General features: G+C 67.8%; 14 protein-coding genes and 1 tRNA gene. 6 read left to right on the plus strand and 9 right to left on the minus strand.

Annotated features, from left to right (window positions below; genetic code table 11):
• The first annotated feature begins 1 nt into the window (after nucleotide 1).
• The 3 genes from ACE37J_RS12290 to ACE37J_RS12300 are packed head-to-tail and all read left to right on the plus strand — an operon-like array spanning nucleotide 2 to nucleotide 2,728.
• Complete coding sequence (locus ACE37J_RS12290; protein ID WP_409711546.1) at nucleotides 2-769, plus strand: hypothetical protein; 768 nt, start codon at nucleotides 2-4, stop codon at nucleotides 767-769.
• Nucleotides 769-1,152, plus strand: a complete 384-nt coding sequence (locus ACE37J_RS12295; RefSeq protein WP_409711547.1) for a hypothetical protein — start codon at nucleotides 769-771, stop codon at nucleotides 1,150-1,152. The genes ACE37J_RS12290 and ACE37J_RS12295 overlap by 1 nt, the downstream gene beginning before the upstream one ends.
• A gap of 40 nt (nucleotides 1,153-1,192) precedes the next feature.
• The gene (locus tag ACE37J_RS12300) at nucleotides 1,193-2,728 is read left to right on the plus strand and encodes a tail fiber domain-containing protein (RefSeq protein WP_409711548.1); all 1,536 of its coding nucleotides are present in this window, start codon (nucleotides 1,193-1,195) and stop codon (nucleotides 2,726-2,728) included.
• Nucleotides 2,729-2,938: 210 nt separating this feature from the next.
• Here the strand turns inward: ACE37J_RS12300 and ACE37J_RS12305 are convergent, their stop codons facing one another.
• The 5 genes from ACE37J_RS12305 to ACE37J_RS12325 form a co-directional block, all read right to left on the minus strand.
• A complete protein-coding gene (locus tag ACE37J_RS12305) occupies nucleotides 2,939-3,361 on the minus strand; it encodes a helix-turn-helix domain-containing protein (RefSeq protein WP_409711549.1) in 423 nt (140 codons plus the stop codon).
• A 467-nt stretch (nucleotides 3,362-3,828) separates the two neighbouring features.
• A tRNA-Gln gene (locus tag ACE37J_RS12310) sits at nucleotides 3,829-3,902 on the minus strand.
• Nucleotides 3,903-3,990: 88 nt separating this feature from the next.
• Complete coding sequence (locus tag ACE37J_RS12315; RefSeq protein WP_409711550.1) at nucleotides 3,991-4,605, minus strand: response regulator transcription factor; 615 nt, start codon at nucleotides 4,603-4,605, stop codon at nucleotides 3,991-3,993.
• 74 nt (nucleotides 4,606-4,679) lie between these two features.
• Nucleotides 4,680-7,250, minus strand: coding sequence for an ATP-binding protein (locus ACE37J_RS12320; RefSeq protein ID WP_409711551.1), 2,571 nt, complete (start codon nucleotides 7,248-7,250; stop codon nucleotides 4,680-4,682).
• Nucleotides 7,243-7,734: an oxidoreductase gene (locus ACE37J_RS12325; protein WP_409711552.1), complete on the minus strand. Its 492-nt coding sequence runs from the start codon at nucleotides 7,732-7,734 to the stop codon at nucleotides 7,243-7,245. The genes ACE37J_RS12320 and ACE37J_RS12325 overlap by 8 nt, the downstream gene beginning before the upstream one ends.
• A gap of 336 nt (nucleotides 7,735-8,070) precedes the next feature.
• Here ACE37J_RS12325 and ACE37J_RS12330 point away from each other — a divergent pair, with 336 nt between their 5' ends.
• The gene (locus ACE37J_RS12330; protein WP_409711553.1) at nucleotides 8,071-8,574 is read left to right on the plus strand and encodes a hypothetical protein; all 504 of its coding nucleotides are present in this window, start codon (nucleotides 8,071-8,073) and stop codon (nucleotides 8,572-8,574) included.
• A gap of 10 nt (nucleotides 8,575-8,584) precedes the next feature.
• On the plus strand, nucleotides 8,585-9,274 hold the full coding sequence (locus ACE37J_RS12335; RefSeq protein WP_409711554.1) for a winged helix-turn-helix domain-containing protein: 690 nt from the start codon (nucleotides 8,585-8,587) through the stop codon (nucleotides 9,272-9,274).
• A 15-nt stretch (nucleotides 9,275-9,289) separates the two neighbouring features.
• On the opposite strand, the gene glnT is transcribed toward ACE37J_RS12335, so the two are convergent.
• The 4 genes from glnT to ACE37J_RS12355 are packed head-to-tail and all read right to left on the minus strand — an operon-like array spanning nucleotide 9,290 to nucleotide 13,558.
• A complete protein-coding gene (gene glnT / locus ACE37J_RS12340; RefSeq protein WP_409711555.1) occupies nucleotides 9,290-10,597 on the minus strand; it encodes a type III glutamate--ammonia ligase in 1,308 nt (435 codons plus the stop codon).
• A gap of 28 nt (nucleotides 10,598-10,625) precedes the next feature.
• The gene (locus ACE37J_RS12345; RefSeq protein WP_409711556.1) at nucleotides 10,626-11,954 is read right to left on the minus strand and encodes an FMN-binding glutamate synthase family protein; all 1,329 of its coding nucleotides are present in this window, start codon (nucleotides 11,952-11,954) and stop codon (nucleotides 10,626-10,628) included.
• A gap of 10 nt (nucleotides 11,955-11,964) precedes the next feature.
• Nucleotides 11,965-12,657, minus strand: coding sequence for a protein GlxC (locus tag ACE37J_RS12350; protein WP_409711557.1), 693 nt, complete (start codon nucleotides 12,655-12,657; stop codon nucleotides 11,965-11,967).
• Nucleotides 12,658-12,661: 4 nt separating this feature from the next.
• On the minus strand, nucleotides 12,662-13,558 hold the full coding sequence (locus ACE37J_RS12355) for a class II glutamine amidotransferase (protein WP_409711558.1): 897 nt from the start codon (nucleotides 13,556-13,558) through the stop codon (nucleotides 12,662-12,664).
• 161 nt (nucleotides 13,559-13,719) lie between these two features.
• On the opposite strand from ACE37J_RS12355, the gene ACE37J_RS12360 reads away from it, so the two are divergent.
• A complete protein-coding gene (locus tag ACE37J_RS12360; protein ID WP_409711559.1) occupies nucleotides 13,720-14,370 on the plus strand; it encodes a helix-turn-helix domain-containing protein in 651 nt (216 codons plus the stop codon).
• Nucleotides 14,371-14,513 lie beyond the last annotated feature (143 nt).

Consider the following 14,513-nt stretch of genomic DNA (forward strand, 5'->3'; position numbering starts at 1 on the left):
CATGGCGAAGGACATCTGGTGCGTCGACAATCCGGTGGACCGGGCCGCGATCACGGCGACCGGCGCCGTCGCGGGGCTGACGCCCGACCGCATCGCCGATCCAAGGCGCGGCAAGGCGTGGCGCCCGGGCGCGCCGACCGACACGCTCAAGATCACCTTCGCGAACGCCGTCCAGGTCGACGTGATCCTCGTCGCGGGCCCGGCCTTCAAGCCCGACACCGAACTGACTCTGGAGCTCTCCTCGACGCCGGGCGCCGGCGACCTCCGCACGGGCCCGTGGCTTCCGAAGATCGACCGCATGGCGCGTCAGGCGCTCTGGATCGCCGATGTGGACGCGCCCGGCGGGACCGGTCTCACAGTGCGCGAGATCGTCCTCTCGGCCTCTGGCCTCGACATCGGGCGCGTGTGGGCCGGGCCCGCGCTCTGGCGCCCGCACTTCACCCATGTCTACGGCGCGCAGCAATTCGTCGAAGACCTCAGCCAGAAACAGGTCGCGCTCAGGAGCGGCACGGTCTTCACCGACACCGCCGCGCGCCTGCGACGGCAGGAGATCAAATACGAGGCCATGCCGGTCTTTGAGTGGGACGGCCCGGCGCGCGACCTGAGCCTCACGGCAGGGCTCGCCAAGCAGGTCCTCTTCGTCCCCGACCACGAATATTACCCGCCGGAGCGCCACGCCATCCTCGGCTACCAGGAGACGCTGAACCCGATCCAGGCGCTCGGGTTCCGGCGGTTCGAGCAGACATTCGTGCTGAGGGAGAGCGGCTGATGACGCGCGTTGCGGACAGGGTGGCGGTGGTCTCGATCTCGACGGGGACGGGGCCGATGAATCTCGGTGCGGCCTTGCCGAGCTATCAGGCATGGTCTGACGCCTTCGACGACGGCCCCGTCTACTACGGGATCATCGACGAGACGACCGGCGAATGGGAGATCGGCCTCGGCACGCTCACAGGTCCGACGCTCACGAGAAACAGCGTCCTCTCCTCCTCCAACGGCGGCGCGCCCGTCAGCTTCGCCGCCGGCGAGAAGACGGTCTACTGCCCCGAACCGGCGGCGGCGAAGACGCTCGACATGGGCGCCTTCGCGCTGCCGTTCCTCTTCCTCGCGGCGACGGGCGCCATGATCGCGCTCAAGGCGGGCGGCGTCGCGTGATGAACGCAACCGGGCCAGATGAGCCCTTCGGAGAGGCCAGATGAGCTACAGACTCCAGATCATGCGCTCCTCGACGGTCGGGCGCCGCCCTACAGGCAAGCAGCCGGGCGAGCTCTACGTCAACTATGCGGACAAGGCCCTTGGCGTGATCGACGCCGTCGGAGCGCCGCTCGACCTGATCGTCGGCGCTCCGGCGATCGTCGCCAACCCGCCGACCGGACTCAAGCAGACCATCGTGACCGGAATTCTCGCCGTCCCCAAACTTGAAGTCGTCGAAGTCCAGACGGCGATCTCGGTGCAGCCGCCCAATCTCAACGCCAACGCGGCGGGGCGACTGTATAAGACGAGCTTCGTGCCCATCGACCAGGCTGGCGGCGACGGCCGCTATCTGCGACTGACGGGCGGAACCCTTTCGGGCAACCTCACGGTCCAGGACGGCCAGATAGTCTCGCGCCGCGACGGCTCGAACATTTCCCTCCGGCGCGGCGACGGCTCTCAGGAAGCGCAGATAGCGGTCGGCCCGGCGGGCACGGTTCTGTTCGCTATCGGCGGCGCGATTCCAGCCGAAATCGGTCCGGCCGGCACCGCCCTCGCGAACGCCAACACTCTGGTAAGCCGCGAGAAAGGCGACGCTCGCTATCTCCAGCTCACGGGCGGCACGCTGAGCGGCAACCTCGCTGCGGTGCGCCTGACGACCACCGCTCCGTATTCTACGTTGTTTCCTGGGAACGCCTATATCCACACGGACGGTTTGATCTACAGATCAAGCGTCGTTCCCATCGACCAGGCCGGCGGCGACGCGCGCTATCTTCGTCTGACGGGCGGAACGGTGAGCGGCGACGTCGTCGCCGAGCGCCTGCGCGCGACAGCGATACCCTCGAACACCGCGGCGGCGCCGAACGTCTATATCTCTTCGACCGGCTGGCTCTACCAGACGAGCTTCGTTCCCCTGAACGCCGCGTCCGGAGATGCGCGCTACTACACCAAGGGCCAGAGCGACGGCCGGTATCAGCTGCAAGGCTCCTACCTGACGACGTCGAGCGGCTACACGCGCGCCCAGGTGGATTCGGGCTTCGTAAAGACCTCCGGCGCCTCGGCCATCTATCCCGGAACCGGCTTCGGCTTTCGCATCTACGCGCCCTACGCCAACACCGTTGCGGCGATGCGCGTCGACACCGAGGCGAGCCTCTACAATCCGGCGTTTCACGCCTTCTCCGTCTTCGAGGGAACGACCCGCACGGTCGCCATCTTCGCGAAAGACGGCACGATGCAGACCAAGGCGAACTCCTACGGAGGCCTTTCTGACGAGCGGCTCAAGACCGGCATCGTCGACGCCTCGCCGCAGCTCGAGGATCTTCTCCAGCTGCGCGTGCGGAATTTCGCGTTCAAGGACGCGCCCGAAATCGTCTACATGGGTCTCGTCGCGCAGGAGGTTGAGCCGATCAAGCCCCGCCTCGTCGACGAAGACGCCGACGGCATGAAGGGCGTGAAATACTCGGTTCTCGTGCCGTGCCTCATCAAGGCCCTGCAGGAGTTGACCGCCGAGTTCAGGGCCTACGCCGCGGCTCATCCCTGACCGGTCAGGACCTCGGCTCGGGTCTGATGGCGCGCTTCACGAGTTTCTTGACGTCCGATCTGCTCGCGCCGGTTTCGAGCATTCTCTCCACGATCGCGACGAGGCAGACGGCGAGCGTTTGGGGAAGCTCTCGCCCGAAACGCTGCTCCTGCTCCTTGCGGAGCGCCGCCAGGACATCGTCGCCGATATGGGCGAGCCAGTCGATCGCCGCTACGACGTCTTTGTCGTCCCCCCGGTCGGCGCCGCTCCAAGGCGCTCCGCCTCCTCCTGGGCCTCCCCGATCGCCGTGGCTACGCGGAGCGCCGCCTGACGCGGCAGGATGCCGATGAACCGTACGGCCATCCACCCCGGCCGCTCGGTCTCCAAAATGGAGAAGTTTGAGCTGTCGTGGTCCGTCGGCTTCGTCAACGGTATCGCCGCGTCCTCGGCTTCCTTGATCGCCGTCTGCATGTGCTCGAGCGTCATCCCGAGCGCCTTGGCCAGCTTCTGCAACGTCTTCGGCCGCGGCTGTCCGCCCCTCACGTAATAGCTGATCCGGTCCTTGCCCACGTTTGCCGCCCGCGCGAGGTCTGACTGCGTCATGTTCCTCTTTCGCAGTTCCGCCCCGAGCATCTCTCCGAACGCCGTCCGCATCCTCAGTCTCCTCTGTCATCGGCGGGTCTCCTCCCGCCGGTCGAAGCGCAGCCCGCCTCTTGGAACCCCATCGCACGCAGTCCATTCGCCCTTGACCATCGTCGCTCTCCCCGGCTCGCCCGTCCGTTGAACCTGACGGAGTCGCACAACCGTAAGGTAGTGACGATATCGGCAATTCAAGCCTTATATGCAAAATTGGCAAGACGGAAGTGAAAAGACGTCAGAGCGTAGGCCTTGGTAGGCCGACTCATGCACACCAGAAAGCTGCCATGCAGGCGCGCCAAGTGGCTACGTTAGTTTTGGAATCGCCCCGGGTTCGAGCGGCGAATCGAGCGCACCGGAGAAAAAGCGAGCGATTACAGCGCGGTAATTTTGCGGTATTTTGCTTTGCGGTAGCATTTTTGCGGTAGATCGCCTGCCGCGGGGCGCTGCGGTATTTTTTTGTTTGTGATTTGAGGCAGGTAGGCTGGCTGGGGAACCTGGATTCGAACCAGGACTAACGGAGTCAGAGTCCGTGGGTCTACCGTTAACCTATTCCCCAAGCACTGCTAGGCTCGGATACAGCTCGTCGGCGCGAGTGTCAACGCCGTGGCCGCCGGAATGCGCCGGGCCGTGAACCGGTTCGCTCCTCAGGAAAAACCGGCTTCCTTGGCGATCATCGCCGCATGGGTGCGGTTTCGGGCGTCCAGCTTGCGGCAGATCGTCTTGACGTGGAGCTTCACTGTCACCTCCTGAAGTTCGAGTTCGCGCGCGATCTCCTTGTTGGCCAGGCCGCGGCAGAGGCCGCCGAGCACCTGTTTCTCACGCGGCGTGAGCCGGGCTTCGAAGGGGTCGGGGGCCTCCTCCTCGGCCGCCTGCAGGAACTGGATCGGGGCGTACTGCTCTCCGGAGACCATGAAGCGGATCGCGTGGACGAGGGAGCGGGCGGCCATGGTCTTGGGCAGGAAGCCCGCTGCGCCGGCGGCGAGCGCAGCCTTCGCCACGTCCTGCCCCGCAGCGCCGGAGATGAGCGCGACCGGCTTGCCGCCATTGAGCCGCATCGCGAGATGCAGCCCTTCGAGGCCGGAGACGCCGGGCATGGCGTAATCCAGCAAGACGAGGTCGAACGGCCCCTCCTCCTCGATCACGCGGCCGGCCTCCTCCATGGAGGAGGCGGCGCGAGCCTCGATGTCCGGCTCGCGTTCGAGATAGGCGGAGATCGTGTCGCGCACCAGCTCGTGATCGTCTGCGACGAGAATCCTCATGACTTCGCCTTCTCCGGTTGCGCAGCGATCATCGCCGCAGCCGGAGCGCGCCGCAACCCGTCCGCCACTCGCCCTCAGCCCCCGATCGAGTCGGCGTATTCGCGGAGGGCGGAGAGCGTATCCGGCAAGACCGCCTCGAACTCGATTTCGGCCGTCTCCCATGCGGGCGGGTTCTTGTGCGCGCACGCCGTTTCGAGCGCGATCAGCGCGGACCGCGCCCGGCTCGCGCCGACGAGCGCGGCGGAGCCGGCGAGGCGATGCGCCAGCGCCCTGCGCTCCGGCCAGGCGCCCGATGCGAGGTCCGCCGGGCCCGCCTCCAGCTCCGCGGCGACGGCGAGGAGCGTGCGCTTCAGTCGCGCCTCGTCGAGGCTCAGGGCCAACTCAGCGATGCTCTCGTCATCGAAGAGCGGGTCCTGCTCCTCTTCATTCTCCGCATCCCCGGTCGCTGCGCCTTCCCCGTCGGTAGGAAGCGCGGCGAGCGCGCGCTCCAGATCGCGGCTGCGGAGGGGTTTGGTAAGGCAGGGCCTTATGCCGACCTCGGCAAAGCGCGCCAGTTCCTCGGGCAGGGCGTGCGCCGTAAGCCCGACGATCGGGGTCAACCGGTTCGGCCCGTCGCCGCCGCGGATCGCCCGCGCCGCCTCGACGCCGTTCATCACGGGCATCGAGATGTCCATCAGCACGGCGTCGAAGCGCTCGCGTTCCGCCGCCGCTACGCCCGCCCGCCCGTCCGCCGCCTCGACGATCTCGTGGCCGGCCGCGCGCAGAATCTCGCCGAAAACCATCCGGTTGACGCCGTTGTCCTCGACCAGCAGCACCCTGAGCGAAGCTGTCGGCGCCGCCGAAGGCGACGGCGGCGGTGCGGGCTCCTCAGCGGCCGGCTCACTTGCTTCGCCGCGTGCGAGGCGCATGACGACGCGGAACCGGCTTCCCCCGCTCTCCACCGGCTCGACATGCGCCGAGCCGCCCATCGCCTGCGCCATGCGCCGGACGATGGCGAGCCCGAGTCCGGAGCCGGAGGCCTTCCGCTCGTAGGAAGGGTCCAGCATCACGAAATCCTCGAAGATGCGTTCCTTTTCGGCTTCCGGAACGCCGCAGCCTGTATCCTCGACGACGAGCTCGACCTCCGCCCCCGCCTCATCCTGACGAAGAAGCGCGAGGGATACGCGGATGCTTCCGCTTTCTGTGAACTTCACGGCATTGCCAAGGAGGTTTAGCGCGATCTGTCGCACGCGCCGCGCGTCTCCGCGGAGCGCGCCGAGCCCCTCGCCGGGATCAAAGTCGATGCTGTCGCCCTGCTCCTCCGCCAGCGGCCTCACGATCTCGATGGCTTCCCTGACGACTGCGGCGATGTCGATCGGCTCGTCCGAAAGCGTAAGCCGCCCGGCGTCTGCGCGAACGATGTCGAGCACGTCGTTGACATGCCGCAGCAAGATCTCCCCTGAAGCGGCCGCGCTCTCTGCGAAGCGGCGCTGTCTCTCGTCCAGTCCGGATCTCAGCAGAAGGTCGACCAGACCGATGACCCCGTTCAGGGGCGTTCGCATCTCGTGGCTCATCACGGCGATGAATTCGGATTTGGCGCGGTGCGCCGACGTCGCCGCTTCGAGCGCGCCGCGCAGATCCCGCTCGGCCGCGAGCCGGTCCGAGATGTCGCGCAGGTAGCTGACGAAGATCGGGCCCTTGTGATCCTCCGAAACGGCGACAGCGAGCTCTACTGGAAACTCCTCCCCCCCGGCCCGGAGCGCCGTCATCTCGATTCGACCGGCCCCGATCACCCGCCGCTCGCCCGTGGTGAGAAAGCGTTTCATGCCCGCGCTATGCGCCGCGCGGTGGCGATGCGGTACAATCAGCGTCTGCATGTCGCGCCCGAGCGCCGCTTCCGGGCTGTGGCCGAAGATGCGCTCGGCGGCCCGGTTCCAGTCCGTCACCACGCCGCGCGCGTCGGCGACGATCACCGCGTCAAGCGACGCCTCCACCGTCGCCGCAAGGCGCCGCCCGATCCGCTCCGCCGCCGCCGCCCGGCGAAGCGAGACAGCGCGTTGGCGGTTGATCACGTAGAGGCTGACGATAAGCGCAGCGATCAGCCCGGCGGCGAGCGCTGCGGCGGCTGCCAGGGTCGAACGGAAACCGGCGCGGCGCTCGTCGGACATGCGTGCGAAAATGCGGACGCCGGTCAGCGACATTGCGCGCGCGACCTGCTGAAGCGCGGCGGCCTCCTCAGCGAAGCCGGGCGACGCGGCGACGAGGGCGTCGTCCGGCCCGTCCACGAGCGGGATCGCGCCGGCAAGAAACGCCTGGATGCGGCCTAGCGACTGGCCTACCTCCGGTTCGGCGCGCAAGGCCTCAAAGACGGCGCCTCGCTCCAGCGTTCTGATCCGACTGTAGAAAAGGTCAAAGGCCCGGCGCATTTCCGCCGGCGTCGCCTCGCCCGCCGCAACCTCCGCCGCAGCGCGGCGGAATTGCAGAAGGTCCACCTCGACTTGCGCGAAGGTCCACTGAACGTTGTCGGAAGGGGAGGCGCGGAGCTGCGCCAACTCCTCCCAGAGCCTCAGCCCGGTGAATCCGGCTGCAAGCAGCGCTAGCCCTGCGAGGGAGCCGATCAGCGCCCGGACGGCGACGCGACGAGGTTGACGGAGAGGGTCACTCAATCGCCTCGATCCTCGTCAGCTGCCAGATACTGCGGGAATAGATCGTCTCGGTCCTGTATTTCGCGTCAGAGTCGTAGGGATAGATGATCCAGAACGGGCCCTTCTCGCGCACCGACATTGCCGCCCCGTCGAGCATGTAGGCGACAATGGGGCCGCCCGGCTCCGCGTCGGATAGGGGGATCTCCACGGCGTAGTCGTTCAGCGCGACGGCGCTAATCATTTCGCTCCGGATGCCCTGTGAGGCCACGAGGTCGGCGAGCAGGACGCCGGTGAAGGTCCGGACGCCTTCGGTCCAGATCGTCGAGGTTTCGATCATCGTAACGGGCATCGCCTCGAGCGCGGCGCGATCGAGCTCGACCGGCGCTGCGCCTGGCTCGGGAATGATGGTGAGCCGTTCGCCGTCATCAGCGGCGGCAGAGAGGGCGGCGAGGGCGAACGCGGCCGAAGCGACCACCGTACGGGCGTAGAGAAGGCGCTGTCTCATGATATCTCCAGAAGCGGCGAAGATGGTGAACAATTCGTAACCGATCCGCGGCCGCGAGGCATCATCCCAAAAGAGAGCTGCTCTATACCAAAGGATAGGTCGGCCTCCCCTTCTCGCCGCGCACGCGCCGCGCGGCTATCCATTCGGAGACCTCCCCCCCCTCTTTACGACCGGCCGCCGATGCTTTCGCTGCCGGGACGAATCCCGATGCCGTCTCTATCAGTATTTAGGCGTTTCCGAACGATCCGGACCAACTGGTGCGATCGGGAGGGGGCGCAGCGGGCCGGGACCCAAGCCTGGCATGTTGTTGTTGCTGCATCCTGAAGGGGCACGAAAATGAACGAGACGCTGATAGGCCTCGGCGCCGAGGAGACGCTGCAGGCGCGCTATGACAGCGCGCGGCGCGCGCTGGCGGAGTTGATGCATCTTAACTCCGAGACGCATCTGCGCGACGCGAAAGGCGACCCGTTCGACCTCGCCGTGTTCCGGGCCACGCGCGGCTGGATCGCCGGCTGGGCCGGCTACTACGAAACCGTGCTCCGGGCGATCCGCCGCCACGAGGGGCTTCGCGAGAGCGGCGCGGCGGCTGGTCTTGTCAGCGACGATCAGGCGGCGTCATCCGGCAACGTGATCCGCATCCCCGCGGCGCGCTTCGGCGCGGGCGTCCACGCCCGGCGCGTCCGGGCAGCGCTCGTCTCAGCCCGCGCCTTCGCGGAATGCCCCGAATTCGTCGCGCTGGACCATTACGGCGCCGGCCGGATGACGGAGGAGCTCTTCTCGTTCCTCGACGCCGCCGCCGGCCTTGGCGCGGAGCTTCGGCCCGCGGCCGTCGCTAGCTGAGGAGGTTCCCATGCTCGTTCTCATCGTGGAGCCCGCCGGCCCGTTCCGGGACTGGCTACGCCGAACGCTTGACGAGGCCGGGTTCGGCCATGTCGAGGCCGACGACCTGTTCCAGGCGCGGGAACTGGCCCTTTCCACCATGGCGGAGCTTGTCGCGCTCGGCCCTTCGCTCGACTTGAACGAGGCCGTCGCGGCGACCGGCCGCTTCGCCCGCGCTGCCGCCGTTGTCGCCTTCCGGAATGCGCGGAACGAGGGAGCCGAGGCGCGGCTCCGCGCCGCTGGAGCCGCCGATGCGCTCGCCCGTCCGCTCGCGCCGGGGCCGACGGCGGAGCGGCTTCGCCGCGCCGTGCTGGACCGGCTCGCCGGCCGCGGCGCGGAGCGCATCGCCTGCGGCGGTGGGGCGGTGATCGACCTCAAGCGGCGGGAAGTGCGGGTTCGCGGCGTCGCCGCTCCGCTACGCGCGCTCGAATACCGTGTGATGGAGATGCTCGCGCTCCGGGGCGGGGAGACGCTTTCCCGCGATGCAATCCTCGACCGGCTCTATGCCGGGCGCGAGGAGCCGGGGCAGAAGATCGTCGACGTCACGATCTGCACGCTCCGTCGGAAGCTGCGGGGGCTTCTCGCGTCGCCGCTCGTGGAGACTCGCCGGGGCGGCTATGCCCTCTCGGCGCACGCTTCCACCAGCGCCGTTGCGGCCTGAGCCGGGCGGCGGCGCTCAGACGTCCAGTGTATTCTCGCGCTCCCAGCGCGAGAAATGCGCGGTGTAGCTCAACCACTCCTGCGTCTTGAGCTTTACATAGGCGGCGGAGAAGTCCGCCCCCATCATCGCCGCAAGCGTCCTGTCGCGCTCGTACTCTCGGAGCGCGTCGAGGAGGTTGAGCGGCAGCCGGGGCGCGCCCTTCGCCTTGTGGCCTTCAGCGTACATGTCGAGGTCGCTGCGCTTGCCGGGGTCGGCGGAGGTGCGAACGCCGTCCAGCCCCGCCGCGATGATGACGGCCTGCAGGAGATAGGGGTTCGCCGCGCCGTCCGGCAGCCGAAGCTCGAACCGGCCGGGCCCCGGCACACGCACCATGTGGGTGCGGTTGTTCCCCGTCCAGGTCACCGTATTCGGCGCCCATGTCGCGCCCGACGCAGTGCGTTGCGCGTTGATCCGCTTGTAGCTGTTGACGGTCGGGTTCGTGATCGCAGCCAAGGCCTTCGCATGGCGCATGATCCCGCCGAGGAAGGCGCGCCCCTTAGCGGAGAGGCCGAGCTCCGCGCTTCCGTCGGCGAAGGCGTTCGTCGCCCCGTCCGGCGACCAGCCGGAGACATGCGCATGGCAGCCCGAGCCGGTGATCCCCTCGAACGGCTTCGGCATGAAGGTGGCGCGGAAGCCGTGCTTCTCCGCCACAGACTTCACCATGAACTTGAAGAAGCTGTGCTTGTCAGCCGTCGCCAGCGCGTCGTCGTATCTCCAGTTCATCTCGAACTGGCCGATCGCGTCCTCATGATCGTTCTGGTAAGGCTCCCAGCCGAGCTCCAGCATATGGTCGCAGATTTCCGAAATCACGTCATAGCGGCGCATCACCGCCTGCTGGTCGTAGCAGGGCTTCTCCGCGGTATCGAGGCTGTCCGACGCCGCGGTTCCCTCCGCGTTGAGGAGGAAGAACTCGGGCTCCACCCCCGTCATGATCCGGAGCCCGTCCTCCGCCGCCTCGGCTACGAGGCGTTCAAGGACATTGCGCGGCGCCTGCGCGACGTGCGCGCCCTCCATCGTCGCGCGGGCGGGGACCCAGGCGACCTCCTTCTTCCAGGGAAGCTGGATTGCCGCCTCCGGATCGGGGATCGCCATGAGGTCCGGATGGGCCGGCGTCAGGTCGAGCCAGGTCGCGAAGCCGGCGAAGCCCGCGCCCTCGGCCTGCATCTCCGCGATGGCCTGCGATGGAACGAGCTTCGCCCGCTGTGCGCCGAAAAGGTCGGTATAGGAGATCATGAAATAGCGGACGCCCTTCTCGCGCGCCCAATCCGCCAGGTTTCGTGCCATCGCCGTCTCTCCCTTTCGTCGCGCCCCTTCAGAACCGGCCTGACCGGCCGGGTATCCAGTCCGTCCCCGCGAGCGGCACGCCCGCCATCGCCGCCGCCTCGATCGTCAGCGCCACCAGATCCTCGGTTTCGAGGTTGCGAAGGCTGCTCTTGCCGCAGGCGCGCGCGATGGTCTGCGCCTCAAGCGTCATAACCTTCAGGTAGTTGGAGAGCCGCCGCCCGCCGAGAACCGGGTCGAGCCGACTGGCGAGTTCCGGGTCCTGCGTCGTGATCCCGGCCGGGTCCCGCCCCTCGTGCCAGTCGTCATAGGCGCCGGCGGTCGAGCCGAGCGCCTGGTATTCCGCCTCCCATTTCGGATCATTGTCGCCGAGCGCGACCAGCGCCGCGGTCCCTATGGCGACCGCGTCCGCGCCGAGCGCCAGCGCCTTCGCCACGTCCGCGCCGGAGCGGATGCCGCCGGAGACGATGAGCTGCACCTCCCGGTGCATCCCGAGATCCTGCAGCGCCTTCACGGCCTGCGGGATGCAGGCGAGGATCGGCATGCCGACATGTTCGATGAAAACGTCCTGCGTCGCCGCCGTGCCGCCCTGCATCCCGTCGAGCACCACCACGTCCGCCCCCGCCTTCACCGCCAGCGCGGTGTCGTAATAGGGGCGGGAGCCGCCGACCTTCACGTAGATCGGCTTCTCCCAGTCAGTTATCTCGCGGAGTTCGAGGATCTTGATCTCGAGGTCGTCCGGCCCGGTCCAGTCCGGATGTCGGCAGGCGGAGCGCTGGTCGATGCCCTTCGGCAGGTCGCGCATCTCAGCAACCCGGTCCGATATCTTCTGGCCGAGCAGCATGCCTCCGCCGCCCGGCTTGGCGCCCTGGCCGACGACGATCTCGATCGCGTCCGCCCGGCGGAGATCGTCCGGGTTCATGCCGTAGCGGGAGGGGAGGTATTGATAGACGAGGGTTTTCGAATGCCCTCGCTCCTCCTCCGTCATGCCGCCGTCGCCCGTGGTGGTCGAGGTTCCGGCGGCGGTCGCGCCGCGGCCCAACGCCTCCTTCGCCTGGCCCGAAAGCGCGCCGAAGGACATGCCGGCGATGGTGACCGGGATGGCGAGATGGATCGGCGTCTTCGCGTGCCGCGTGCCGAGCCAGACATCGGTCGAGCAGGATTCGCGGTAGCCTTCGAGCGGATAGCGGCTGATCGAGGCGCCGAGGAAGAGGAGGTCGTCGAAATGCGGCAGGCTTCGCTTCGTCCCGCCGCCGCGAATGTCGTAGATTCCCGTCGCCGCCGCGCGGCGGATTTCGGCGTTCACGGCAGGGGTGAAGGTGGCGGAGAAGCGCGGCGGGGTCCTCGGAAAGTCGCTCATGGGGCGGGCCTCAATAGGACGACGCGTTGTCGATGCTGAACGTGTAGAGCCGGCGCGCAGAGCCGTATCGGCGGAACTCTTCCGGCCGCGCCTTCCCTTCCGCCTCGCCGCGGCGGAGAAGGTCCTCCAGCATTTCGAAATGCTCCGCCCGCATCTCCTTCTCCACGCAATCCGCGCCGAGGGATTTCACCGAGCCGCGGACGAAGATCAGCGCCTCGTAGAGCGAATCCCCCAGCGCCTCGCCCGCATCGCCGAGTACGACGAGCCGTCCGGACTGCGCCATGAAGGCGGACATGTGGCCGATATTCCCGTGCACGACGATGTCGATCCCCTTCATCGAGATACCGCAGCGCGAGGCCGCTGAGCCCTTCACGACGAGGAGCCCGCCGCGCCCCGTCGCTCCCGCGTATTGCGAGGCGTCGCCCTCGATGATGACGGCGCCCGACATCATGTTCTCCGCAACGCCTGGGCCCGCGGAACCTTCGATGCGGATGCTCGCCTGCTTGTTCATCCCGCCGCAATAATAGCCTGTGGAGCCGCGCACCCTGATCTCCACCGGCGCGTCCACCCCCGCCGCGACGGCGTGCGCGCCGCGGGGGTTCAGCACTTCCCATTCGGTCCGGTTCGTCTCCTGCCCCTTCAGGGCATGGAGCGCGGCGTTCAGCGACCGGAGCGGGCCGGCGGCGAGGTCGAAAGTCTCCATCCGCTCAGCGCTCCCAGAAATAGACAGTGGCGGGCTCCGGCTCCCAGACGCGCGCTGCCTCGATCCCCGGCAGGGTCGCGAGCGCGCGATACTCGGAGCCGAAGGCGACGTAGCGTTCCGTCTCCGCCATGACGGCGGGCTTGCAGGCGATCGGGTCCCGCACCACGCCGAAGCCGTCGCGCGAGCCGACGACGAAAGTGAAGAAGCCGTCCAGATCCTTCAGCGTCGCCTCCAGCGCGTCGCCCAGGCTCTCGCCGGCCTGCATCTGCTCGCTGATGAAGGCGGCGGCGACCTCCGTGTCATTCTCCGTCTCGAAGGCCATGCCCTTCCGCCGCAGTTCGCGCCGGACGGAATTGTGGTTCGAGAGCGAGCCGTTATGGACGAGGCACTGGTCCGGCCCGGTGGAGAACGGATGGGCGCCCATCGTCGTCACTGCGGATTCGGTGGCCATGCGCGTGTGGCCGATCCCGTGCGTGCCGGCCATGTCGGCGAGGCCGAAGCGGCGGGCGACATCCCGCGGCAGGCCGACCTCCTTGTAGATCTCGATCCGCTCGCCCGCGCTCATCGCCTTCAGCCCGGGCCGTGCCCCGAGCGCCGCCTCCCGCGCTGCGTCGAGCCGGTCTGCCGGAAGCTCCAGCAACGCATGGGTGTCCTTCACGCGGAGCGAGACCTCACAGCCGAGGGCGCGGGAGACGGCGTCCGCGAGGCCGGGAAAGTCCGACTCCGGGTCCGCAGACTGGAGCGTGAGCCGCGCGCGACCCGCCTCCGGCCGACCGTAGATCGCTATTCCCGCCGAGTCCGGCCCACGGTCGGTCATCGTCACGAGCATGTCCGTCAACAGCGCGCCGAGCCGGGGCTCAAGCGATGCGTCCTTGAGGAACAATCCGACGATGCCGCACATGCGATGTCTCCGTGTCTCTCCCTAGAAGGAATGTTTTTTCACTGGGGCGCAAGTCGATTCTCCATGGGGAAGATCGGCGAGCGCCGTGGTCGCATGCTTGCCGGCGCGAAATTTTCCTATTAGTGAAAATTCTCTTGGAAAGTTCACTCCGGGGCGAGGTCATGCCGACATCATTCGCAAGGCGGCCGCGTAGGCCGGCCCTCGACCAGGATCCGCATCGGGTCCGCGACGCCGGGGGCCGCAACCTTGAGGCGGCGATCGGGCGGGAGGTGCGGAGCCTCCGCCGCCAGCAGGGGCTAACCGTGGCGGAGCTCGCGCGCGCCTCCGGGCTCAGCCTCGGGATGCTCTCGAAGATCGAGAACGGCGCCACCTCCCCCTCGCTCACCACCCTCCAGGCGCTTGGCCATGCGCTTTCGACCCCGGTCACCGCCTTCTTCCGCAGCTTCGAGGAGCGGCGGGAGGCGCACCATGTCCGCGCCGGGGATCATGTGGAGATCGAGCGGCGGGGAACCCGCGCGGGGCATCAATATCATCTCCTCGGTCATGTCGGTTCGAACGGTTCGGGCGTGGTCGTCGAGCCCTATCTCATCACCCTCACCGCGGAGAGCGACCGGTTCCCGACCTTTCAGCACGAGGGGCTCGAACTTCTCTACATGCTCGAAGGCGAGGTGGATTATCGCCATGGCGACAGGATCTATCCCCTGAAGCCGGGGGACAGCCTGCTCTTCGATGCGGATGCGCGGCACGGGCCGGAGACGCTCGTGAAGCTGCCGGCGCGCTATCTCTCGGTCATCGCCTATCCGCAGGGCTGAGGAGGGAGCGATATGTCCTCCCGAAGTTATCGCTTGCCCCGCTCCGGCGCGCTTGCGATACCTCTGCGCCTCATCGTCCAGAACGGAGACACCGCCTTGCGTTCGACCGGGAATCGCCGCGTTCCGCCTCTGGCCGCCGCAAC

It is taken from the genome of Pikeienuella sp. (genome assembly GCF_046290545.1).
Lineage (GTDB): Bacteria > Pseudomonadota > Alphaproteobacteria > Rhodobacterales > Rhodobacteraceae > Pikeienuella.